24 protein-coding genes are annotated in these 23,262 nt (G+C 67.5%); 17 read left to right on the forward strand and 7 right to left on the reverse strand.

The genetic code is table 11. The features are described from left to right. Nucleotide 1: 1 nt before the first annotated feature. From P6281_RS13375 to P6281_RS13385, 3 genes are all read left to right on the forward strand, one after another. A complete protein-coding gene (locus tag P6281_RS13375) occupies nucleotides 2-472 on the forward strand; it encodes a nuclear transport factor 2 family protein (RefSeq protein ID WP_065500117.1) in 471 nt (156 codons plus the stop codon). A 266-nt stretch (nucleotides 473-738) separates the two neighbouring features. Next, the gene (locus tag P6281_RS13380) at nucleotides 739-2,514 is read left to right on the forward strand and encodes a molybdopterin-dependent oxidoreductase (RefSeq protein WP_008257065.1); all 1,776 of its coding nucleotides are present in this window, start codon (nucleotides 739-741) and stop codon (nucleotides 2,512-2,514) included. Nucleotides 2,515-2,607: 93 nt separating this feature from the next. Next, a complete protein-coding gene (locus tag P6281_RS13385; protein WP_008257067.1) occupies nucleotides 2,608-2,889 on the forward strand; it encodes a LapA family protein in 282 nt (93 codons plus the stop codon). A 4-nt stretch (nucleotides 2,890-2,893) separates the two neighbouring features. Here P6281_RS13385 and P6281_RS13390 read toward each other — a convergent pair whose 3' ends face one another. Together P6281_RS13390 and P6281_RS13395 are read right to left on the reverse strand one after the other, a co-directional pair. Next, nucleotides 2,894-3,322 carry a type II toxin-antitoxin system Rv0910 family toxin gene (locus tag P6281_RS13390; protein WP_014382645.1) on the reverse strand — a complete coding sequence of 143 codons (429 nt, stop codon included), beginning with the start codon at nucleotides 3,320-3,322 and terminating at the stop codon, nucleotides 2,894-2,896. A gap of 106 nt (nucleotides 3,323-3,428) precedes the next feature. Continuing rightward, the gene (locus P6281_RS13395; protein ID WP_009954143.1) at nucleotides 3,429-3,986 is read right to left on the reverse strand and encodes a hypothetical protein; all 558 of its coding nucleotides are present in this window, start codon (nucleotides 3,984-3,986) and stop codon (nucleotides 3,429-3,431) included. Between the two features lie 225 nt (nucleotides 3,987-4,211). Here P6281_RS13395 and P6281_RS13400 point away from each other — a divergent pair, with 225 nt between their 5' ends. After that, nucleotides 4,212-5,900 carry a DUF4407 domain-containing protein gene (locus P6281_RS13400; RefSeq protein ID WP_324738375.1) on the forward strand — a complete coding sequence of 563 codons (1,689 nt, stop codon included), beginning with the start codon at nucleotides 4,212-4,214 and terminating at the stop codon, nucleotides 5,898-5,900. A 23-nt stretch (nucleotides 5,901-5,923) separates the two neighbouring features. Here P6281_RS13400 and P6281_RS13405 read toward each other — a convergent pair whose 3' ends face one another. The 4 genes from P6281_RS13405 to P6281_RS13420 form a co-directional block, all read right to left on the reverse strand. Further along, complete coding sequence (locus P6281_RS13405) at nucleotides 5,924-6,748, reverse strand: SAM-dependent methyltransferase (protein WP_008257074.1); 825 nt, start codon at nucleotides 6,746-6,748, stop codon at nucleotides 5,924-5,926. 7 nt (nucleotides 6,749-6,755) lie between these two features. Then, entirely contained in the window at nucleotides 6,756-7,607 is an 852-nt protein-coding gene (locus P6281_RS13410) for a helix-turn-helix domain-containing protein (protein ID WP_008257078.1), read from the reverse strand. A 335-nt stretch (nucleotides 7,608-7,942) separates the two neighbouring features. Continuing rightward, complete coding sequence (locus P6281_RS13415; RefSeq protein ID WP_008257079.1) at nucleotides 7,943-8,230, reverse strand: ANTAR domain-containing protein; 288 nt, start codon at nucleotides 8,228-8,230, stop codon at nucleotides 7,943-7,945. Between the two features lie 269 nt (nucleotides 8,231-8,499). Next, complete coding sequence (locus tag P6281_RS13420; protein WP_009952449.1) at nucleotides 8,500-9,723, reverse strand: CaiB/BaiF CoA transferase family protein; 1,224 nt, start codon at nucleotides 9,721-9,723, stop codon at nucleotides 8,500-8,502. 285 nt (nucleotides 9,724-10,008) lie between these two features. Between P6281_RS13420 and P6281_RS13425 the strand changes: the two genes are divergently transcribed. From P6281_RS13425 to P6281_RS13460, 8 genes are read left to right on the forward strand one after another with little or no spacing between them, the layout of a single operon-like run. Further along, the gene (locus P6281_RS13425) at nucleotides 10,009-10,872 is read left to right on the forward strand and encodes a mycofactocin-coupled SDR family oxidoreductase (protein WP_014384792.1); all 864 of its coding nucleotides are present in this window, start codon (nucleotides 10,009-10,011) and stop codon (nucleotides 10,870-10,872) included. Then, a complete protein-coding gene (locus tag P6281_RS13430) occupies nucleotides 10,872-11,876 on the forward strand; it encodes a thiamine pyrophosphate-dependent dehydrogenase E1 component subunit alpha (RefSeq protein ID WP_201358666.1) in 1,005 nt (334 codons plus the stop codon). Before P6281_RS13425 ends, P6281_RS13430 begins: the two co-directional genes overlap by 1 nt. 4 nt (nucleotides 11,877-11,880) lie before the next feature. After that, nucleotides 11,881-12,879 (forward strand): alpha-ketoacid dehydrogenase subunit beta, encoded by a 999-nt coding sequence (locus P6281_RS13435; RefSeq protein WP_324738376.1) that lies wholly within the window; start codon nucleotides 11,881-11,883, stop codon nucleotides 12,877-12,879. Continuing rightward, entirely contained in the window at nucleotides 12,872-13,108 is a 237-nt protein-coding gene (locus P6281_RS13440; RefSeq protein ID WP_008257090.1) for a biotin/lipoyl-containing protein, read from the forward strand. Before P6281_RS13435 ends, P6281_RS13440 begins: the two co-directional genes overlap by 8 nt. A gap of 16 nt (nucleotides 13,109-13,124) precedes the next feature. Beyond that, nucleotides 13,125-13,997, forward strand: a complete 873-nt coding sequence (locus P6281_RS13445) for an enoyl-CoA hydratase-related protein (protein WP_008257091.1) — start codon at nucleotides 13,125-13,127, stop codon at nucleotides 13,995-13,997. 9 nt (nucleotides 13,998-14,006) lie between these two features. Beyond that, nucleotides 14,007-15,542 carry an acyl-CoA synthetase gene (locus P6281_RS13450; protein ID WP_202349198.1) on the forward strand — a complete coding sequence of 512 codons (1,536 nt, stop codon included), beginning with the start codon at nucleotides 14,007-14,009 and terminating at the stop codon, nucleotides 15,540-15,542. Nucleotides 15,543-15,554: 12 nt separating this feature from the next. After that, a complete protein-coding gene (locus P6281_RS13455; protein WP_014384796.1) occupies nucleotides 15,555-16,907 on the forward strand; it encodes an aromatic ring-hydroxylating oxygenase subunit alpha in 1,353 nt (450 codons plus the stop codon). Further along, nucleotides 16,904-18,580 carry an FAD-binding protein gene (locus P6281_RS13460; RefSeq protein ID WP_324738377.1) on the forward strand — a complete coding sequence of 559 codons (1,677 nt, stop codon included), beginning with the start codon at nucleotides 16,904-16,906 and terminating at the stop codon, nucleotides 18,578-18,580. The genes P6281_RS13455 and P6281_RS13460 overlap by 4 nt, the downstream gene beginning before the upstream one ends. Nucleotides 18,581-18,660: 80 nt before the next feature. Here P6281_RS13460 and P6281_RS13465 read toward each other — a convergent pair whose 3' ends face one another. Continuing rightward, nucleotides 18,661-19,509 (reverse strand): enoyl-CoA hydratase-related protein, encoded by an 849-nt coding sequence (locus P6281_RS13465; protein WP_009952438.1) that lies wholly within the window; start codon nucleotides 19,507-19,509, stop codon nucleotides 18,661-18,663. 109 nt (nucleotides 19,510-19,618) lie between these two features. Here P6281_RS13465 and P6281_RS13470 point away from each other — a divergent pair, with 109 nt between their 5' ends. The 5 genes from P6281_RS13470 (at nucleotide 19,619) to P6281_RS13490 (ending at nucleotide 23,261) form a co-directional block, all read left to right on the forward strand. Beyond that, complete coding sequence (locus tag P6281_RS13470) at nucleotides 19,619-20,455, forward strand: SH3-like domain-containing protein (RefSeq protein ID WP_163708578.1); 837 nt, start codon at nucleotides 19,619-19,621, stop codon at nucleotides 20,453-20,455. Nucleotides 20,456-20,488: 33 nt separating this feature from the next. After that, entirely contained in the window at nucleotides 20,489-21,193 is a 705-nt protein-coding gene (scnC, locus tag P6281_RS13475) for a thiocyanate hydrolase subunit gamma (RefSeq protein WP_009952436.1), read from the forward strand. Nucleotides 21,194-21,200: 7 nt separating this feature from the next. Then, the gene (locus P6281_RS13480; RefSeq protein ID WP_014384799.1) at nucleotides 21,201-21,572 is read left to right on the forward strand and encodes a thiocyanate hydrolase subunit beta; all 372 of its coding nucleotides are present in this window, start codon (nucleotides 21,201-21,203) and stop codon (nucleotides 21,570-21,572) included. A 76-nt stretch (nucleotides 21,573-21,648) separates the two neighbouring features. Next, entirely contained in the window at nucleotides 21,649-21,900 is a 252-nt protein-coding gene (locus P6281_RS13485) for a hypothetical protein (RefSeq protein WP_014384800.1), read from the forward strand. Then, complete coding sequence (locus P6281_RS13490; protein ID WP_201358675.1) at nucleotides 21,897-23,261, forward strand: DEAD/DEAH box helicase; 1,365 nt, start codon at nucleotides 21,897-21,899, stop codon at nucleotides 23,259-23,261. The genes P6281_RS13485 and P6281_RS13490 overlap by 4 nt, the downstream gene beginning before the upstream one ends. The last annotated feature ends 1 nt before the right edge of the window (nucleotide 23,262 follow it).

Consider the following 23,262-nt stretch of genomic DNA (forward strand, 5'->3'; position numbering starts at 1 on the left):
GATGACGCTTTCCGCCGACGAGCGAATGGCGCTCAGCGATGTGGTTCACCGGTACGCCGCCCACGTCGATGACCGTGAATTCGGCGCCGTCGCAGAGCTTTTCACCACCGAGGCCGAGTTGGTCGTGCCCTCGCCACCGGCCGATCTGTTGCCGACACATGCGCATCGCGGCCGCGACGCCATCGCGAGGGCCGTCGGGGCCGTGGCCGCGGTCGCGCGCACCGAGCACGCGATCGTCGGCGAGGTGTACGAGGCGGCCGGGCGGCGGGGGGCCGCGCGCGGGCGCGTCGCGTGCGTCGCCCACCACTGGAACCCGCGGGGCGACGAGGTGGTGGATGTGGTGTGGCACCTGCGCTACGACGACGCATACGAGCTGACGGCCGCCGGCTGGCGGATCGCCCGCCGCGCGCTGACGATCAACGCCCTCGAGACGCGCCCGGTGCGCCGGCTGTTACCGCGCGACACCGCCTAGCCTCGTCTGCTAGGAGGTTGGGAGAGAATTCACAGCAATCGCCAAGGAGCCGTGTTTGCGGAAAGAATTGAGCGTTCCGTAGGCAGTTGCGGCAACCGGCGTTCGAGCCGGAGCGGATTCCGCCCCCTGGCAACTGTTGCCGACGATCACACGACGGGACACGACGCGCCACGGAAGGATTTTTTCCAATCAAACTTGGATTTATCCAGGTGTTTTGGTGTATTTTCAACCCCGTGACGCATGCCGAAAGCAAACGTATTGACCCGGTGGGGAACGGCTCAGTCTCGACGTTGGCGGTAGGCACGCCGCTGACATCCGATCCTGGTTATCGGCACGAGATCCATACCGCCCACGACACCATCGATGTCGAGGAGTACGGCGGCGGGTTCGATCTGACCAGGCGGGCGACCGCCCCGAAGTTGCGCGTCGGCCGTGACCGGTGGTTCAACCTTCTGTGGTTGATCCCGATCGGCTTTGGACTGCTGATCGCGTCGGTGGCGATCGGCAAGGGCCTGCACAACATGCCGGCCATTCAGTCGTTCATCGCGCGCTACCCCGGGACCGATCCGCACAGCGGTGCCCCCGACGGGCTGCCCGCGTGGATCGGTTGGACGCACTTTTTCAACCTGTTCATGATGATGTTCATCATCAGGACGGGGATTCAGATTCTCTGTGACCATCCCCGGCTCTATTTCAGCCGCAACGCCACCCCGGGCAAGGACGAGTGGCTGCGGGTCGGCCCGCCGGTGCCGGACGACGAGCTGTGGACCGCCAACGCCGACACCGTCGCCCTGCCGCCGCAATTCGGCCTGCCCGGATTCCGGCACTCCATCGGGCTGGCGCGATGGTGGCATCTCGGCGTCGACGTGTTGTGGCTCCTCAACGGGGCGGTCTTCTACGTGTTGCTGTTCACCACCGGGCAGTGGCGCCACATTGTGCCGACCAGCTGGGACGTCTTTCCCAATGCCGCGTCGGTCGCGATTCAGTACATGTCGCTGGACTGGCCGACCGACAACGGCTGGGTCGCCTACAACGGCCTGCAGCTGCTGTCGTACTTCACCACCGTCTTCATCGCCGCGCCAGCCGCGTTGATCACCGGCCTGGGGATGTCGCCGGCGCTGTCGCAGCGCGTGCACTGGCTGAGCAAGCGCCTGAGCATTCAGCACGCGCGGTCGCTGCATTTCCTGGTGCTGGTGTACTTCCTGTTCTTCATCCTGGTGCACGTGACGATGGTGTTGACCACCGAGGCACTGCGGAACCTCAACCACATGTTCGCCTCCCGCGACGACAACAGCTGGATGGGTTTCTGGATCTTCGCCGCGGCCATGGTGCTGACGGCCGTCGCGTGGGTGTGGGCCACCCCGTTCACCATCAAGCACCCGCGGGTCGTTCAGCGGGTCGGGTACGCCCTGGTCGGGCCGTTCCAGCGGGCGCTCGAACGGCTGGACCCCAAGCCGGGCGCCTTCACCGAAAAGGACATCTCGCCGCACCACTGGCGCAACGGCCGCCTCCCCGAGACCGTCGAATACAAAGAGCTCGAGCGCGACGACTTCAAGAACTGGCGGCTGAAGGTCTACGGCCTGGTCGAGCACCCGATGGAGTTCTCGCTCGAGGACTTGATGGCGTTGCCCTACCACGAGCAGATCAGCCAGCACTTCTGCATCCAGGCGTGGTCGGGCGTCGCCAAATGGGGTGGCGTGCAAATGAAGACGATCATGGACATCGTCAAGCCGCTGCCCGAGGCGAAGTGGGCGGTGTTCTATTCGATGGGTCTGGGCGCCACGGGGGGCATCTACTACAACGCCCATCACATCGGTCAGATGGACCACCACATGACGATGCTGGCCTACAACATGAACGACCAGCAGCTGCCGTACATGCACGGCAGGCCGCTGCGGCTGCGCAACGAGCTGCAGCACGGATTCAAATTGGTGAAGTGGATCAAGGGAATCGAATTCGTCGCCGACTACCGCGACATCGGAAGCGGCTATGGCGGCTACAGCGAGGACCACAAGTACTTCGGGCGGCACCAGACCCTGTAGCGGCCGTCGACTCCGCCAAGTCGTTTGTCCAGCCGGTGTTTTGGGTAGCTCCACTGCATCGGCCGGACGGAAGCGACAGCAGAGGAGACGCCCATGAGGCACAGCCCTGTCGATGATGATCGGACCGTTGCCCGCCGCGGCGACGACTCGATGCATGATGCGGCGCAGACGCCCGGATTGGTCGTGGTCTGTGCGGCCGCGCTGGCGTTCGTGGTGTGCGTGGCGAACTTTGCCCTGGGACAGGCTCACGCGGGCGTCGTCGCGGCGATCGTCGCGATGCTCGCGTTCGGGGCGGGCCTGGCGTGGCTTGCGATGGACCGCAGGCGGATTCGCCAGGCGCAGCGCGAATGGGTGATCGGTCACCCGGGCCGATAGGTCCCTACCGCAACGACGCGAGGTTGTTCACGGACTTTTGCACGTCCGATCGCAGCACCCTGGCGACCAGTCCCCCGATCGGCCCGCTGAGCAGGCCGCCTTTGAGGTCGGCGGTGAGGTGAAAGGTCGATCCCGGGTCGTTCGCCGACACGGTCATCTCCACATTGAGCCGGATTCCACCACGGCCGCGGCCTTGCAGCTCAATCGATTTCGGCTCGTCGTACCGGGTGACGGTCCAATGGATGACGTTGCGGAAACCCTTGACCTTCACGCACGACGAGACACAGGTGCCTTCCTCGATCGTGTCGGGAACGGGGCTTCGCCACCCAGCGAAGATCGTCATCCACTCGTCGAACCGGTCCAGGTCCGACGCCAGCTTCCAGGCCGCTTCCGGCTCCACCTTCGAGGACACCGAAACATCTACTCGAGCCAAGGCGTTCCTCCGCTCCTCCCCGATCCCAAGCGCCGCCACCCACGTGGTCAAACGCACAACCGTGGGTGGGTACCCCAACACCGCCGGCGCTATTCGTGGGGCAGCCTCAGGGCCACGCCTGTTCGAGTTGCTGAGCGACGTCGATGATCTGTGCCGCCTGCGACGCCGGCGCGTCGATCTCGGCCGCGACGTACTGCGCGATGAATCGCCGGATCTCGCCGTCCACCCCCGCCAGGATCCGCAGCACCTCGCCGCGGATGGAATTCGACGAGACGTTGACGGTGATGTCGGAAGGCCTCGGCTTGGCGACGTCGACGATCAGCAGCAGCGGTTCGGCCGCGCGCGCGGTCGCTCGCAGGGCGATGTCACCCGAGACCACGAAGCGCTGCTTGTCGAGCCACAGGTCCACGAGCAGGTCGATCGACAGCGGTATGTGGATGACGAAGGTGATGCTGTCGCCCAGCCGGCGGGTGACGCGGGGCTCCTGGATGGAGACATTCGCACTGACTTTGGCGATCTTGCCCGGTCCCTGCGCGATCGGCTCCATGGCGAACTCGCTGCCGGCGATGTCGGCGAACGCGGCGGCGACACGCTCGGGGGTGACGGCGACCTCGAAGAACCTGCGACCGAATTCCTCGTAGGTGACAAAATCGTGATTCGACATAGGCTTATACCGTCTCACGTCACCTGCCCGAACGACCGCTGATCCGCTCGCGTCGCAGGAATTACGCGCCCGTTCCCGTCCCGTCGCACCGGGCCCGCCCGGCCGACGCCCGGCTGGTGATGCGTCCATCCCGCCGGCCTGTGAGGCCCGCCACACGTGGCGGCTTCGATTCGATGCGTCGGCCCCGGGCCTGGGAGGCTTGACCGCGGAGGTGTTTTCAGTCTCATGCCCCAGGAAGTAATCGACCGCCGCCCGGGCCTGGCCAGGGTCGCGGAAGCGCTCATCTGGCTCGGCGGCGGACACGGCCGCGAGGCCGGCGAACGCCACGAGCGGTCCGCCCACGGCGTGGCCGGCGCCGTCGTGATGCTGGGAGCCGCGCTGGCCTGGCTGGTCGCGGCGCTGGCAGTGGGCGGGTCGGCCCGCGCGACGAGCGTTGCCGTCGTGCCGCTGACCGTCGCCTTCGGCCTGCTGGCCGGCGCGGTAACCCGCGCCACCGTGCCGGGCCCCCACCGGAGCCGCCCGGGCCTCGTGGGACGCGCCGCGATGGCGGCCGCGGTCGGCGTCATCGTCGGCGAACTAGCCACGTTGGTGATCCTGTCCGGTTCAATCGACCGGCGCCTCGACGAACGCGCTGCGCGCGCCGCGGAATCGGCGCCCGCGGTCGCGCAGGCATCGGCATCGCTACAGCGCACCGAGGAGGCGCGCGCCGCGCTCGAGCGCGCCGTCACGCAGGCCCGCGATCGGCAGGACAGGGCCCTGGTCGTCGCCCGCTGTGAATATCACCCCACTCCCGGTTGCCCGCAGACCCGGATCACCGGCGTTCCGGGCCCCGGACCCGAAACCCGCACTGGCAACGAGCTTCTCAACGACGCCCAGCATGAACTCGACGCCGCGCTGTCCGCGCGGGACAGCCGCGCGCCGGCGTTGGATGCCACGATCTCGCGACAGGAGCAAGACCTGCAGGATGCGCGGCGCGGCGTCATCGCCGACGCCGGCCGGGGCCTGGGCGCACGGTGGGTCGCGATGAATGACCTCGCGTGGAACACCGCGGGGGCCCAAGCCCTGCGTGTGCTGACCGTCGGGGCGTGCGTGCTGCTGTACCTGGCGCCACTGATCCTGGGGTTGTGGCGCGGGCAGACAACTTATGATCGCCACGCCGCCGCGCGCGCGGAGCGCGACCGCGCCGAACTCGACGCGGAGACCGCCATCGCGATCAAGCGGGCCGAGGTCCGCCGCGACGCCGAGATCGTGTGGGCCGAGCACCAATTGACCCAGGCCCGGCTCGCCATCGAGGCGCAGACCGAGATCGACCGCGAGCATCAGCGTCGCCGTGTCCTGCAGGCCCTCGAGAGCCCGGTGCACGCGCCGTCGCGGCGGGCCGTCGAACCGGTCGAGGACGGCGGGTATCTGCCGATCGCCGCCGAAGCGGAGGCGGCCAGCCGGGCGATCGCCCAGCGGCCCGCGCCGGAGGCGGGCGACGAGATCGCGCGCCCCGATGAGCGAAACGCGCCGTTGATCCCGTCGCTCCCCGAGGCGACCAGGGCGGCCGCCCGCTGGATCAGGCCGCTGGTACCGCCGTTCGTGGCGCGGGTGATCGACACCACGACCCAGCCGCTACGCACCGCGCGCCACGTGTTCGAAGGGGTGCTCGAAGAGACCGAAGAGATCACGTTCGCGCTCAAGCGAACCCGCACGGTGACCGTCAACTCCGAGGCGTCGAGCGCCGAACTGCCCGCGGGCGAAGGTGGTGCCGAAACGCCGTCTGACCGGGCGGAATTCGTCACCTCATCGCGCTACACACCCGGCGAGGGTCGCCTGCCGGCCGCCGGACACGCACCGGAGTTGGCGACGCGCGGAGCGCCGCGGGATTTGGGTATGTCGGAAGGCCCGCGCCAACTGCCGCCGCCGAAATAGCCTGGCGCTATTGCGGACCGAAGCTAGGCCTTGACCGCTTCGACGAAGTAGCCGCGCGGTATTCCGGGCACGTCGAGCGGGACCACCGGGTGGTCCCAGCGATTCCACTTCGTTCCAGGCTCGGCGACATCGGTGACGTGGGCTGTCCAGCCGTGCCGCTCGACGAGGGACGCCGGTGCGTCAGTACCGAACGTCCATGGCGCACCGAGGCGCCGCATGAATTCCAGGGTGGGCTGCAGGAATTCGGCTTCCAGCAACGTCGCCCCGACCAGGTCATAGAGCACCCGCGAACCCGGCGCGGACAACGCGTCAATTCTGGCGAACAAGGCGTCGACATCCGATGCATCGAGGTACTGCAGCAGACCCTCGACTAGCCACACCGCCGGTGCGGACGACGAAAACCCCTGGGAACGCAGCGCCTTCGGCCAATCGTCGGTCAGATCGATGCCCACCGCAACCCGCTGGCACCGGGGTTGCTCGCCGGCGAGCCGTTCGTCCTTGATGGCGGTCACCCGGGGCTGGTCGACTTCGTAAACGGTGGTGCCCGGCTGCCACGGCAGACGGTATGCGCGGGCGTCCATGCCTGCGGCGAGGATCACGACCTGCGAAATGCCGTCCGATTGAGCCCGCAGCAGGCGCTCATCCCAGAAGCGCGTCCGGATGGCGATCTGCGGTGACGTCGCGCCCGTCTTCGCCACGGCTTGGGCAAGCAATTCGCGCCCCTCGTCGCCGGCGAGCCGTTCTGCGAACGGATCGGTGAACAGTCGGTCCCGGCGCGCGGATTCCTCGGCGCGCATCGCGGCAACCAACAGGCCCGTGTGGGCGACGGCTAATCTGGTGTCTTCCATGTCGCAATCATGAGCACACACGAACGAATGGTCTTGGATATTTGTGCCGCCCGAGCGGGACGTGGCTGGGCAACAGGATGCGCTGCCGCCGGTAGCAGGTCGGCGTCGTCCCGCTGAAAGCCCGGAATTCCCGCACGAAATGGGACTGGTCGAAATACCCTAGGTCGGCGGCGATGCGGGCGCCGGGCGTGCCGTCACCAAGGCGCTTCAGCGCGGCTTGGAAGCGCCGGGCACGGGCAAATTCCTTTGGGGGCAAGCCAACTTCGTCGCGGAACAGGGCGATGAGCCGCTTGGTGGACAGTCCGGTCATGCGGCGGACGTCAGCCAGTCGAATCGAGGGATCGGCCTCGACCGCAGCCATCGCGGCGGCGACGCCGGGATGGCGATGCACCGACGAGCGCGCCTGCGCGAGCATGAACTGCTCCAGCAGACGAAACCTGGCCGGGACGGACGGTGCCTCGATCAGGCGCTCGTGCAAGTCGCGTCCTTGCCGTCCCCAGATCTCACCGACGCCCACGGGTCCATCCGCCAGGTCGCCCAACGGTATGCCCAGAAACGGAAATGCGCCCCCGGGCCGGAAATGGATGGCCACGACGGGCTCGTCGGCAGCGATGTCCGAGACGTAGGGCGTGTTCTGTGATCCCGTGATGAAGGCAGGCAGAACGCTCATCTTGGTGGTGCCGTCGGCGGCATAGAGGTCCAGTTGCTGGCGGTGGCCGACGTCGAAGACGATCGTCACCGCGCCGCGCGGCAGCGCCCGGCTTCGGTAGGTGGCCCCGCGATGGAGCCAATGCCCGAAGAATTCGATATGGTCCGCCAGCTTAGAGCGCGGGCGGTACAGCCGGGGCCCCGAGCCCATCAGCGGACCCGGTTCACATCGCGTTGGACACCGGCCACAGATGACATTCTCGCACTTCGCTCGACGCCCACATCTTTTGGATTCGGTGTGCGCCCGTCAGCGGAACAGGCTTATGCCGTAGTCGGTTTCAAACATCGGTCGACGGGCCGCCCGATTTTTCCGCCAGCGCCTGCTGCCGCGCCCGCGAGCCGGCCAATAGAGCTCGAGCCCGAAGGCGCGACCCGCAGAACGGTCGGGTGCTTCATCGAAAGAGTTATCGAAAGAGTTGTCGAGAGAGTTGGAGACGGCCGGGTTACCCCTCGAAAGCTCGGCCGTCCCAACGTCTTGGTGCCCGCTCAACAGGGCACTGCGGCGGACTCGAACAACCGACCCCATTCGTGCCGCGCCGCGGACTGGGCGTCGGCGAAACTGGGTGTCTGTTGACCGTCGCCGGCCAGGTGCACCAGCGCCCATGCCATCGCGAACACCGGAACCTTGTGCCGCAATGCCGCACTGTGCAATTCGTCCAGGGCGGCCTCCGAGGGGCACCGGCGCAGGCCGATGAGGATGCCCCGCGCGGTGTCGAGGATGCGACCGGAGTGCGGGCCGCACGAAGTCTGGGCGGGAACCCAGTTCGATGTCATGCTGTGGATACCTCCTGCGGCGCCGTCAATGAATCCGCCACTCACGTACCGGACGAGGAATTCGTGTGTGCTACGCATCGTCGCGGCCGCATACCTCAAAAGCGCCCTGTGCCATGATTTGTCGATGGCCTGCGTTCTGCCAGACCGCGGGAGACATTGATATCCGCCCGTGACCCTTTCGGAATCGGCTGCTAACCACGGAATCCGCGACGCGTGGTATCGAAACGGGTTGCGAATCCCGCGATTAGGTCGCTCCCCCGCGCGCGGCCTTAGAGAATCGCCCCGAGCTCCTTGGCCTTGGCGATGTCGTCCCAATCGACGTCGAGCTCCAGCAGGATCTCCTCGGTGTGCTGGCCGTGTTCGGGTGCACGCGCGGGCGCCGGCGGGGTTTCGTCGAATTGCACCGGGGCGGCGACGATCCGGTACTTCTCGCCGTGGTCGTCCACGTTGGTCACCACGTATCCGTTGGGCTCGACCTGCGGGTCGTTGAGGGTCTCCCGCGGCGTCGCCAGGGCGCCCCACACGCCGGGTTCGTCCGCAAGCACACGTTGCCAGTGCGCGAGGTCGTGGCGGGCGAACGCATCCGCGAAGAGTTCGGTCGCCGCGGCCGCGTTGGCGATCAGGTTGCTCGACGGGACAAATCGCTCGTCGTCGGCCAGCTCGGCCAGGCCCATGCGCCGGCAGAAGCCCACCCAAAACTTGTCCGGCTGCAGGAAGACCAGTTGGATCCACCTGCCGTCCTTGGTCTTGTAGCGGTTGACGAGCGGGTTGATGGCCAGCCCCGGCGGGGCGCCCGGAATCCCGTCGATGTCGAAGAAGTCGGCGGCCGAAATGGACGGCGCTATCGACCACATCGCCTGGGCCAGCAGCGAGGAGTCGACGATCGTGGGCTCGCCGGTGCGTTCGCGGTGGAACAGGGCGGCGCAGACACCGCCGGCCAGTGTCGCCCCACCCTGCAGGTCACCGAAACCCGGCCCCTGAACCGCCGGGGTCTCGGTGCCGAACGGTGTGAGCGTGTACGCGACCCCGCCCCGCGCGAGGTACGTCGCGGCGTCGAATCCGCCCCTGTCCCGGTCCGGTCCCCGCACGCCCAGCCCGGTGCCGCGCGCGATGATGATCTTCGGGTTGAACGAGCGGATGTCGTCGACGGTCAGGCGGGCCCGCTCGAGCGCGCCCGGAAGCCAATTGGTCAAGAAGACGTCCGCGCTGGCCAGCAGCCGGCCGAACAGCTCACGGCCGGTCGCCGATTTGATGTCGATCCCGATGCTGCGCTTCCCGCGGTTGCCCAACTCGAGGATGAAGTCGGCGTCGGGGCGGGCGGCTTGCCGGGTGAAACCTCCGACGACCAGCGCGCGGCCCGGGTCGCCCGAGGTGACACCCTCCACCTTGATGACGTCGGCGCCCCAGTCCGACAGGGCCGCACCCGCCGACGGCACGTACGTCCACGACGCCAATTCCACCACCCGCACGCCGCGCAGTACCCCGTCGGACATCGCCAATCCCCTCGCTCGCCGCCATTCCTTGCTATTTTAGATATTCTAGCTAGTCTTGGGCGTAGTGATAGCCCATCCGCAGGTCAGCGCAGTTTTTCCGGGAAGAGATGCGATGGAGCCGGCCGAAGGTCTCGTTTCGCCAACCGCCGCGGTGATCGCGCGCCCCGCCACCGCCCAGACGGGTGACCGGCCCCCTCATACTCGCCCAGGCCCGCTGCCGTCACACCGAATACCGTTGGGCACCAATGTGAATCGGGACATAGCCGGACGGACGAAGGGCGGCCGATGGGCAGAGTAGCGGGCAAGGTGGCCGTCATCAGCGGCGCCGCACGCGGCCAGGGCCGCTCGCACGCGCGGATGCTGGCCGCCGAGGGCGCGGACATCATCGCGGTGGATTTGTGTGCCGACATCGAAACCAACGAATACCCCCTGGCCCGTCCGGAGGACCTCGACGAGACGGCGCGGCTGGTCGAAAAGGAAGGGCAACGCGCGTACACGGCGGTCGCGGACGTTCGCGACCGCGTGGCCTTGTCCGCCGCCATCGATGCCGGCGTCGCCGAGTTCGGGCATCTGGACGTCGTGGTCGCCAACGCGGGCATCTGCCCCCTGACCGCGGGTCTGCCGCCGCAAGCCTTCGCCGACGCGGTGGACGTGGATCTCATCGGCGTGCTGAATCTGGTGCACGCGAGCCTCAAACACCTGCGCTCCGGCGCGTCGATCATCGTCATAGGCTCCAACGCGGCGTTCATGTCATCGATGAATACCAGCGGGATCGACGGTGGCCCCGGCGGGGCCGGGTACGCCTTCGCGAAACTGGCTGCCGCACACTACGTCAACGACTTCGCGTTGGCGCTCGCCCGGTTTTCCATCCGGATGAACGCTGTGCATCCGACGAACGTCAACACCGACATGCTGCACAGCCCACCGATGTATCGCGCCTTCCGGCCCGATCTGGCGGAGCCGACTCGCGAGGATGCCGAGCCGGTGTTCCCGCTCGTGCAGGCGATGCCGGTCCCCTACGTCGAGCCCGAAGACATCAGCGAGGCGGTGCTGTTCCTCGCCTCGGACGCGGCGCGCTACATCACCGGACAGCAGTTGCGCGTCGACGCCGGGGGCTTCCTCAAGGTCAAACCCTGGTCGGGAGCGTGATGACCACCGAACACGATGCACCGCAATCGGTCTCGCAGGGCGTCGAGCGTCGCCTGTACGAATTGATGGTGCTGATGAAGGCGGCCGACGATCGATTGTCCAAGGGCATCGGCACCGGCGAGTTCATGTGCGTGTACTGGCCCTCGCGGGGCCAGGAGGCGATCGCCGCCGCGATGGGCGTGGCGCTGCGGCCCGACGACCAGCTGGTGACGACCTACCGCGGCCTGCACGACCTGATCGGCAAGGGCGTCCCGCTCGAGGAGATCTACGGCGAGATGATGGGCCGCACGGTCGGCGCCGGCCGGGGCAAGGGCGGCACCATGCACATCGCCAATCCCGCCAAGGGCGTGGTGCTTTCGACGGGCATCGTCGGCGCCGGGCCACCCGTGGCCGTCGGGCTGGCAATGGCCGCCATACGCAAGGGCATCGACCGCGTCACGGTGGTCAGCTTCGGCGACGGCGCCACGAACACCGGCTCGTTTCACGAGGCCGCCAACATGGCCGCGCTGTGGGACCTGCCGCTCGTTTTCGTCTGCCAGAACAACCTCTACGCCGAGATGACACCGACATCGGACACCATGAAGCTCGAACACGTCGCCGACCGGGCCGCCGGCTACGGCATGCCGGGCGTGCGCGTCGACGGCAACGACCCGCTCGCGGTGAAAGCGGCGCTCGACGACGCGCTGCGGCGGGCGCGCGACGGAGGCGGCCCCACCTTCATCGAGTGCGTCACGTTCCGCTTCCGCGGCCATTACTTCGGCGACCGGACGCCCTACATCCCCGCCGAACAACTCGAGGCGGCGCTGGCCGCCGACCCGGTGCCACGGTTCCGCAGCCACCTGGAAGCGACCGGCGTCTGCGATCACGACGATCTCGTCCGCATCGACAGCGACGCGGCGGCCGCGGTGGAGGCGGCCCTGCGGACCGTGCTGGGCGCGGACTCCCCGTCGATCGACGAACTCGACCGCGACGTATACGCCACCCCGATCGCGTTCCCGGTGTAAGCGCATGGACGACAAGGAGATGACCATGCGCGAGGCGCTCAACCTCGCGCTGGACCAGGCGCTCGCGGCCGACGAACGGGTGTTCCTGCTCGGGGAGGACATCGCCGATCCCGGCGCCTCCGGGCCGACGGCGGGCTTGTCGACGAAGTACGGCCACGACCGCGTCCTGGACACGCCGATCTCGGAGGCCGCGATCGTGGGCGCGGCCATCGGCGCGGCGATCGACGGGCTGCTGCCCGTCGCCGAGATCATGATCATGGATTTCATCGGGATCGCCGCCGATCAGCTGATCAACAACGCCGCCAAGCTGAGGTTCATGACCGCCGGGCGCACGTCGGCGCCCATCACCGTCCGCACCCAGGTATATGCCGGATTGGCCACGGGCGCAACGCATTCGCAGAGCCTCGAGGCGTGGTTCATGCACATCCCCGGGATGAAGGTGATCGTGCCCTCCACCCCACGCGACGGCAAGGGGCTGCTGACCGCGGCGATCTTCGACCCCGATCCGTGCCTGTTCGTCGAAACGATTCGGTTGCAGAGCAGGAAGGGCCCCGTCCCCACCGAGCCCGGGTTCTCCATCCCGCTCGGGCAGGCCGACATCAAGCGGCCGGGCACCGACGTCAGCGTGATCGCCTACGGCCGCTGCGTGCACGACGCGCTGAGCGCCGCGGACACGCTGGGCGAGCGGGGTGTCAGCGCCGAGGTGATCGACCTGCGCACCCTGGTGCCGCTCGACGTCGACACCATCGTGGGGTCCGTGCGCCGCACGCGCCGAGCCGTGATCGTCCATGACGCCGTGCAATTTGCGGGCCCCGGGGCGGAGATCGCCGCGATCCTGCACGCACAACTCTTCGGCGAGCTCGCCGCGCCGGTCGAGCGGGTCGCCGCGCGATTCGTCCCCAACCCGGCCGCGGCGGCGCTCGAGGCCCAGGTGTATCCGTCGCCGGCGCGGATCGTCGAAGCGGCCCTGCGCACCTGCGAGAGGGCGAAGGTGCATGGCTGACTTCATCATTCGCATCCCCCGGGTCTCGGTGGCGGTCTCGGAGGCCGAACTGACCGGGCTGCTCGTCGGCGCCGGCGAACACGTCGAGGCGGGCACGCCGATCTACGTCATCGCCACTGAGAAGGTCGAGCAGGAGATCGAAGCGGGGGCGACGGGGACCGTGCGGTGGACGGGCCAGGTCGGGACCACCTACGACATCGGCGCCGAAATCGGCGTCATCTCGTCATAACGAAGAAAGGTATCCCATGGATCTCAACGAGACCCGCGAGAGAATCATCTACGAAAAGGACGGCCCCATCGCCCGCGTCACCCTGAACTGGCCGGAGAAGGCCAACGCGCAGGACCAGAAGCTGGCCGAGGAGGTCGACGCGGCGCTGGCCGATGCCGACCGCGACTACGACATCAAGGTGCTCATCCTCAAGGCCAACGGCAAGGGCTTCTGCTCGGGCCACGCGATCGGCAACAACGCCGTCGACTACCCGTCGTTCGTCGAGAACGCTATGGTCACCGGCCATCCGTGGAAAGCCCAGAGCGACTTGTTCGTCAAGCCGACATTGAACCTGTGGGAATTCTCCAAACCCACCATCGCCCAGGTGCACGGCTACTGCGTGGGCGGCGGCACGCACATGGGCCTGACCACCGACATCGTCATCGCCTCCGAGGACGCCTACTTCTCCTACCCGCCGCTGCAGGGGTTCGGCATGCCGTCGGGCGAATGTTCGATCGAGCCATGGGTTTTCATGAACTGGCGGCGCGCCGCCTACTACCTGTTCACCGCCGAGGTGATCGACGCCAGGAAGGCGCTGGAAGTCGGCCTCGTCAACGAGGTGGTCAAGCGTGAGGACCTCGACGACCGGGTCGACGCGATCGCCCGCCACATCGCCCAGGCGCCGCTGACGACGCTGATGCTCACCAAGGCCAACCTCAAACGGGCCTGGGAGCTGATGGGCATGCGGGTGCACTGGCAGAGCTCCAACGACCTCGTCGCGCTCGCCTCGATCAGCAAGGACGTGCAGCAGCTGATTCAGACCGTCTTCAAGGACAAGGTGTTGCCCTCCGAGCACGCCCGCCGCCAGGCCGCCGCGGCCGCCCAGACCGACGGCGCCGCAACCACTTAAGGGTTGCCGGTGAACATCGCCGACCACGCCCGCAGTGCCGCTCAGTCGCCGGCACTCATCGTCGCGGACGGTGACGCGATCTCGTACGCCCAGCTGCATGCCCGCAGCCGGCGGGTCGCCGCGCTGCTGCACGACGCCGGCCTGCGTCGCGGCGACGGCATCGCGCTGGTTCTGCCGAACAGAGCCGAATTCCTCGAAATCACCTGGGGCGCGCAGCTTTCCGGCCTCTATTACACCCCCGTCAACACCCATTTCATCCCCGACGAGGTCGCCTACGTCATCGACGACTCCGACGCGAAAGCAGTCTTTGTCGACGCCTCGATGCCCGAACTGGCCGCACACCTCCGTCCCGCCAACGCCGCGCCGATCACCCACATCGCCGTCGGGGGGTCGATGGCCGGCTGGCAGTCGTATGAGGACGCGCTGGCCTCGGCCGGCGAAGCGCCGCCGGTGTCGGACGGGTCGGAGATGCTGTATTCGTCGGGCACCACGGGGCGCCCCAAGGCGGTGCGGCGGCCGCTGCCCGAGGACGGCAACGGGTCCTGGGCGCAGGCGGTGCTGGAGCTGGCGCTGATCCACAAATACGGGATGAGCCCCTCGAGTGTGTACCTGTCCCCCGCGCCGCTGTATCACGCGGCCGGAGTGAACTACACCATGGCGGCCAACCGCGTCGGCGCCGCATCGATCCTGCTGCGCAGGTTCGACGCCGAGACCGTGCTGCGGCTGATCGAGGAGCACCGGGTGACCCACGCCCAGTTCGTGCCGACGATGTTCGTGCGCATGCTCAAGCTGCCCGCGAAAGTCCGGGACAGGTACGACGTTTCGAGCCTGCGGTGCGTCATCCACGCCGCCGCGCCCTGTCCCGTCGACGTCAAACGCCGCATGATGGAGTGGTTCGGACCGATCATCCACGAATACTACGGAGGGACCGAAGGATTCGCCGGAACGACGATCGGGCCACGGGAATGGCTCGCCCACCCCGGCTCGGTGGGCATCCCGATGGCCCCGGTGCACGTGCTCGACGAGGACGGGCGGGAGCTCCCCGTCGGCGAATCGGGCGAGCTGTATTTCGAAGGTGGACCGGACTTCGCGTACTTCAAGGACCCCGCCAAGACCGCGTCGGTGTGCAACGACCGCGGCTGGCGCTCGCTCGGCGACATGGGATACGTCGACCGAGACGGCTACCTGTACCTCACCGACCGGTCGACGTTCACGATCGTCTCCGGCGGGGTCAACATCTACCCGCAAGAGGCGGAGAACCTGCTCGTCATGCATCCGAAGCTGGTCGACGCGGCCGTGTTCGGGGTCCCCAACGAGGAATTCGGCGAAGAGGTCAAGGCCGTCGTGCAGCCCGCCGACGGCGTGGTCGCGGGACCGGAGCTCGAAGCCGAACTCATCGACTACTGCCGGGCCCGCCTGGCCGGCTACAAGTGCCCGCGCAGCGTGGAATTCGACGCGGAGCTGCCGCGGGACCCGAACGGAAAGCTCTACAAGAGGCGCATCCGCGAACGGTACTGGCAGGGACGGGTATCGCGGATCGTGTGAACGAGGATGGCTATGAACGCTAGGAACGTACCGTGGGCGGTTCGGACCGCCGATCGGATCCCCAAACAGCGCTACTACGACCCCGAGTTCTACGCGCTGGAAGCCGAGATGTTGTGGCCCCGCATGTGGCAAATGGCGTGCCGGCTCGAGGAGATCCCCAAGCCCGGCGACTTCGTCGAATACGAAATCCTCGACCAGTCCGTCATCGTGGCGCGGGTGGACAACCACACCGTGCGCGCGTATCACAACGCCTGCCGGCATCGCGGCGTGAAGCTGGTGGAGGGCAACGGGAATCGGCGCACCTTCGTGTGCCCGTTCCACGGCTGGTGCTGGGGCCTCGACGGCCACAACACGTTCGTGCTGCGTCCCGAAGCGTTCGCCGAGGAAAACCTGAGCGCCGACGACCTTCGGCTGGTGGCGGTGCGATGCGAGCTCTGGGGCGGTTGCGCGTGGATCAACCTCGACGACGACGCGCCGGCGCTGCGGGACTGGATGGAGCCGTTCGCGTCGGTCTACGACGCCTGGCAGGTCGACTCGCTGCGCGTCGAGTGGTGGCAATCGTGCCGGCTGCCCGTGAACTGGAAGCTGGCCGCGGCGGCGTTCATGGAGGGCTATCACGTCCCGCAGACCCATCCTCAGTTGCTGCCGTCCGCGCAGCCGGGTGAAGTCGCCGCGACGGTGCACCCGGTCGTCGCGAGCAGCCTGTATTTCATGCGCACCCTCGGCGACGGCATGGGCGGGATGACGCACGAAAACGACATCCGGATCGCCGAGGGCCTGCAGAACATCGAGCTGCCGCCCGACCCGGCGGCGGCAATGGCCGCGTGGCGCAGCGCCCTCAACGACGCCGTCGTCGCCTGGCATCGCGCGCGCGGCAGCGGCATGCCCGACCTCAATGAGCTGGTCCGCCGCGGCATCACCGACGCGATCGGGTTCGCCTTCCCGCACTACTTCATCCTGCCGACCTACAGCAGCGCGTCGTCGTACCGGATCCGGCCGCTGGGACCCGAGGACACCTTGTTCGAGATCTGGTCCCTCACCCGGTTTCCCAACGACGCATCGGCGGGTAAACCGACGCCCCCGGTACCGATGGCGCCCGACGACCCGCGCTGGCCGCCGATTCCCGCCCAGGACTTCTCCAACCTGCCGAGGCAACAAAAGGGGCTGCATTCCAAGGGCTTTGACTTCATGCGGCTGTCCAACCAGATCGAAGGATTGATCTCCAACTTCGAGCGTGTCATCGACGGCTTCCTGGCCGGGCTGCCGTACGACGCGCTGGTGCCCGCGATCCAGAAGACCAACACGACCATCGACGTGCCGATCGCCGATCTCGGCTTCACGACGAGCCCCGTGGAGGCGCGATGAGCCCGCAGTGGGACCGCTCCGTGGACCTGCTCATCGCGGGCAGCGGCGGGGGCGGCATGGTCGCCGGCCTGGCCGCCCTGGACTGCGGGCTCGAACCCCTCATCATCGAAAAGCAGTCACTGGTCGGCGGTTCGACGGGGCTGTCCGGCGGCATCGTCTGGCTGCCGAACAACCCGTTGATGCGGGCCGACGGCATCGCCGACTCGCACGAGGACGGGCTGGCCTACCTGGCCGACGTGGTCGGCGACATCGGCGCGGCGTCCTCGCCCGAGCGGCGCGAAACGTTCCTGCGGGCCGGCCACGAGATGATCAACTTCCTCATCCGCAAGGGTGTGCGACTGATCCGATGTGCGGGCTGGAGCGACTACTACCCGAACCACAAGGGCGGCAACGCGTCCGGCCGCGCGGTCGAGGGCATCCCTTTCGACGCCGCACAGTTGGGTGATTGGCGCGACAAGGTGCAGCCGCCGCTGGCCAAGAATTACGGATACGTGGTGCTGACCAACGAATTGCGGTCGGTTCAATACTTCAACCGCTCACCGCGCGCCTTCGCCGTGGCGGCCCGGGTGTTCCTGCGTACCGCGGCCGCGCGTGCCCGCCGGCGCCAGATCCTCACCAACGGCGCATCGCTGATCGGTCAAATGCTCAAGGCGCTGACGGATCTCAGCGACGGGCACCCCCCGTTGTGGACCAACGCCGCGATGGCCGACCTCGTCGTCGAGGACGGCCGGGTGGTGGGCGCGCGCATCGTGCGCGACGGCACGCCGTTGCACGTCGAGGCGCGCAAGGGAGTCCTGCTGGCCGCGGGCGGATTCGGCCACAACAAGGAGATGCGCCGCCGCTACAGCGGCGACCAGCCCAACGAAGGGCAGTGGTCGATCGCCAACGCCGGGGACACCGGTGAGGCGCTCGAGGCGGCGATGCGTTTGGGCGCCAAGACCGATCTGCTCGACGAGGCCTGGTGGCTGCCTTCGGTTTTCATCGCCAACGGCGGCGCGGTCGCCGCCTCGCTGGGCTCGGGCCGCCAGCGACCCGGCGCCATCTACGTCGACCCGAGCGGCCGCAGGTTCTGCAACGAGTCGAACTCCTACGTCGAGGTCGGCAAAGCGATGTACGCCAACAAGGCCGTGCCCTGCTGGATGATCTTCGACGAGGGATACGTCCGCAGATACGTCACCAGCGCCAACCCGCTCAAGCGCAACCAGCCGTTGCCGCCGGAACTGATCGAGTCCGGCGCCGTGAAGCGCGCGCCGACCATCGCGGAGCTGGCCGGCGAAATCGGCCTTCCCGCCGACGAATTGGCCCGCACGATCCAGCGGTTCAACCGGTACGCGACCAAGGGGCTGGACCCGGACTTCGGCCGCGGCCAATCGGCCTACAACGACTGCCTCGGCGATCCGGGGTATCGGCCGAACGCCGCGATCGGGCCGCTCGACACCGCGCCGTACTACGCGACCCGCGTACTCCCGTCCGACGTCGGGACCTGCGGGGGCGTGATCACCAACGAACACGCACAAGTCCTCGACCAACGGGATCGGGTGATCGAGGGCTTGTATGCCACCGGCAACACCACGGCCACGGTGATGGGGCGGACCTATCCGGGTGCCGGGGCGAGCATCGCCAGCTCGATGGTGTTCGGGTACGTCGCCGCCCGCCACGCCGCCGGCAAGTAACGGCGAAAGGACCCGTCAGGCGGGCATTTCCGCCGAACGTGACACTGTCGCCACGCTCGACGCCGAACGTGACACTGCCGTCACGTTGGCGGGGACTCGTTTTCGCCGCGGTCGACGAATTCGCGGGGCTTCATGCCCGACCGCATGAGCTCGGCGCGCCGCGCCTGCACATCGGAGGCGGCGCCGACCATGTTCGTCAGGATGTGGCTGACTTGCAGGTGCACCCGCATGCCCATCAATTCCCAGGCGCGCTTGACGTTGTTCTTGACCGCCATCAGTGTGGTCAGCGGGATTTGGGCGATCCTGCGCGCCATCTCCTCGACGGTGTCCTCGAGCTGATCGCGTGGCACCACCCGATTGAGCAGACCCCAGTCCAGGGCCTGCTGCGCGGACAGGGTCGGCGCCAGCAGCAGCCAGTCCATGGTGCGGTGCCAGTTCATCAGCAGCCACGGCTCGATCATGGTGTGCCCGCCGGGCTCGCCGAGGCTTTGGGCAAGGGGCATCTGGAAATACGCGTCCTCGGACGCCACGCAGAAGTCGGTGAGCAACCCGAGATAGATGCCCCCGCCCATGCAATAGCCATGGATCTGCGAGATGGTCGGCTTGGGAAATTCCCATAGGTACAACGTCGGCCACAGGAACAGGTCGGCGGTGCCCTTGTAGAGATCCTCGAACGTCTCGCCGAAATCCGGATACGGGTTTTCGTCGGGGCCCCAACGGGCCACGTGCCCACCGCAGAATCCCTTGCCGTTGGCTTTGAGGATGACGACCTTGATGTCCTTGTCGCGGTCGGCCTCGTGCAGGCAGTCGTCCACCTCGGTGACCAGGATCGCGTCTTTGGTGTTGGCCTTGTCCGCCCGGTTCAGGATGATCCGCGCAATCGGCGGTTCGCGTTCATAGATGACCGCTTCGAGCTCGCGACGCTCCATGGTCGGACCATACCCTCCCGCGCCCCGCGCGCCGCTGATTTGACGGTTGCGCGATCGCGACGCGAGGAGTGAGCTGTACTGGGGCGCAGTGACGACGGATGGGGCTGGTATGGCGACTCCTCTCGACCGGGTGCAACAGCTGGATCTGGTGGCCCGGCTCAAATCCGCCTATCCCGAACTTCCGGACGCTCCCACACCGGATCTCATCGACCACGAGCGATTCGCCGCCTATGTCAAGACCCCGCACGACGTCGGCGGCGAGCCGGACGCCCCGATCGAGTACGAGAACAAGCAGTACGAGATCTGGGAGCACAACACGTATGTCCTGTGCGAGGTGCTCGGCTGGCGTGGGATCTGGCTGTCCGAGGAACGGCGCCGGATGGGCAACGTCGATCTCGGCCGCACCATCTATCTCGGCCTGCCCTATTACGGGCGCTGGCTGCTGGCGGTGGCACGCGTACTCACCGAAAAGCACCACATCGGGTTGAGCGAATTGGCCGAACGCATGGCCGAAGTCAAGGCACGCTACGCCGACGGCCTGCGCGGAAAGCCCTCGGCGGCGACGCCGAAGTTCGAGGGCGATCCCGCACCCGTCCACCGCAACCGCCACCACGTCCATGCCGTGGGCAAGGGCGACCCCCAGGTGTATGCCGGGCAGGCCGGCGCACCGAAGTTCAGCGTCGGCGACAGGGTCGTGGTGCGCGATCTCCCCGTGCTGCTCTACACCCGCACCCAGGAGTATGTGCGCGGCGCGACGGGCGAGATCGCGGTCGTGTCCTACGAAAGCCCCGCCGCCGAGGACGAGACGTGGGACGGCCCGGACCAACGGCCCGAGTGGTTCTACATCGTCCGGTTCAACCTCTCCCAGTTGTGGCACGGCTACACCGGGCCCGGCAACGACACCCTGCAGACCGAGATCCCGGAACGGTGGCTCGAATCGGCCTAGCCACGGCTGCGGCTTCGGAAGAAAGGACCACGAATGAGCGCCGACGAACACGATCACGAGCGCACCGCAGCGCCCATGGTGGACGAGATCACCGACTTCGAAGTCCTCGAGATCGCGCTGCGCGAATTGTGCATCGAGAAGGGCCTTTTCACCGCGGAGGAGCATCGACGCTTCACCGAGTTCGCCGAACAGATCGGCCCCACCCCCGCGGCGCACCTGGTGGCGCGGGCCTGGCTCGACGCCGACTACAAGGAGCTGGTCCGTTCGGACCCGCTCGCCGCAAGCAAGGAGGTGGGGGTCGACTGGCTGGAACCGACCGGCTTCGGGACGCCCAGCGACTTCACGGCTCTGCACGTCCTCGAGGACACCCCGACGCTGCACCACGTGATCGTCTGCACGCTGTGTTCGTGCTATCCGCGGCCGATTCTGGGCAACTCCCCCGAGTGGTACCGGACGCCCAACTATCGCCGCCGCATCGTCCGCTGGCCACGCCAGGTGCTCGCGGAGTTCGGCCTGATCCTGCCGGAGGACGTCGAGATCCGGGTGGAGGACTCCAACCAGAAGCACCGTTTCATGGTGCTGCCCGTCCGCCCCGACGGAACGCAGGGGTGGACCGAGGAGCAACTCGCCGAGATCGTCACGCGCGACTGCCTGATCGGTGTCGCGCTGCCCAAGCCGGGCGTGACGACCAACGCCGTCACCCGGACCCGCGCCGCCGTCCATCCCGCAGCGCCCTGAGCTTCCGATGAGCACCGCGCACACCCCACGTCCCATCGAGGACTCTACCGTCGCACCGCTGACGAAAATCGTTGCGCGCAACCAGGTCTGGAGTCGCATGGCGGCGAAGTACGGGGTCGACAACCCGGTGCCGCCCTGGCAGACGAGTCTCGACGGCATTTGTGATGCGATCGACCAAAGCCGTTGCGGCGCAGAGGCCCTCGGGTTCATCGAGCGGCGGGAGGATGAGGACACGCTGTCGGCGACCGTCTACGCCGAACTGCCCTACCCGGAGAACCGGCTGGTTGCCCTGGCCCACTCGCTCGTCGCGCGCGGCGTCATCGACGAATCCGAACTCGAGGCGAGGCTGGCCGCCGTGCGCGCCAGGCTGGAATCCTGAGCGACGTCATCGCAAATAGTGAGTTGCAGCACAACAGCGCGTGTTTTTCGCTGCTGATGAGAGGCTTCGGTCGGCGATGCGCTACGCTGGCGGCAACGTTGGCTTCACAACACTGCATGCCAACACCGTCGTGGAACGCTTCCTCATCCCACTGGTGCCAGCGATGAAGATCGCGCTTGACACCTCGATGACCGTGCATCGCGCACTAGCTGGTCTCGCGGCGATCGATTTTGCCACCCGGCAATCTCGCCACCTTCGTGCCGATGCCCGCGTGACCTCCTTGTCTCCGGCGCGGCACCACCGATGCCTGAAAGGCACCGAAAAGTGACTACCGACAAGACTTTCGCCGATCTCGGCGTGGGCAAACACATCGTCAGTGCGCTCGCAGCGCGCGGCATAACACACCCATTCCCGATTCAGGTGGAAGCCCTGCCCGACACACTCGCCGGCCGAGATGTCCTCGGCCGCGGGAAAACCGGCAGCGGAAAGACCCTCGCATTCTCGATTCCCCTCGTCAGCCGCCTCTCCCGCGGAAACCGGCGCCCCGCACGGCCCTCGGGGTTGGTGCTCGCACCCACCCGCGAGCTCGCGACGCAGATCACCGCGACGCTCGAGCCGTTGGCGGCTGCGTGTGGCCTGAGGGTCACCACGATCTTCGGCGGCGTCTCGCAGACCCGTCAGGTGGCCGCGCTCAAATCCGGCGTCGACATCGTCGTCGCCTGCCCCGGCCGCCTCGAGGACCTGATGAAGCAGCGTCTGATCAGCCTCGACGCGATCGAGATCACCGTGATCGACGAGGCGGATCACATGGCCGATCTCGGTTTTCTGCCCGGCGTCACGCGGATCCTGGCCGCGACGCCGAATGGTGGCCAGCGCCTGTTGTTTTCGGCGACCCTGGACAACGGCGTCGACAAGCTCGTCACCCGGTTCCTCCGCGACGCGGTCTCGCACTCCGTCGACGAGGCCAACTCCCCGGTATCCGAGATGACACACCACGTGTTCCACGTCGACAGTGCGCAGGCCAAAAAGGAACTGGTGCACCGGCTCGCCTCCGGCGCCGGACGCCGGATCCTGTTCATGCGCACCAAGCACCAAGCGCGAAAGCTCGCCAAGCAGCTCACCGAATCTGGCATTCCCTCAGTCGACTTGCACGGCAACCTGTCTCAGCCGGCTCGGGAGCGCAACCTGGCGAGGTTCGCCGCGGGCAGCGCCCGGGTGCTGGTGGCGACCGATATCGCCGCGCGTGGTGTACACGTCGACGAGGTCGAGCTTGTCGTGCACATCGATCCGCCCAGCGAGCACAAGTCCTACCTGCACCGGTCCGGGCGCACCGCGCGGGCCGGGAGCGCCGGTGACGTCGTCACGGTGGTGCTGCCCGAGCAGCGCCAAGACACCCGGGAGTTGCTGCGCAAGGCCGGCATCACAGTCGCTCCCCAGCAGGTGACCGCGATGTCGGAGGCGGTGCAGGCGCTCGTGGGTGAGGTTGCGCCCTATCAGGCCCCGGTGCCCGCCAATGTTCCCGCGCGCCAGCATCGGCAGAACACCGGCGGTAACCGGCGTCGGCGGACCAACACCCGGTCACCCAAGACCAGTTCCCCCGCCGAAGCGGCGACATCGCACCACGGCGCCACCGCGACGCGTCGGCTGGATCGTCGCCGTTCGAGCCGCCCACAAGGAAGCACCAGATAGT

This window comes from Mycobacterium sp. 5-140-3-2 (genome assembly GCF_035666375.1).
Classification (GTDB): Bacteria; Actinomycetota; Actinomycetes; order Mycobacteriales; family Mycobacteriaceae; genus Mycobacterium; species Mycobacterium intracellulare.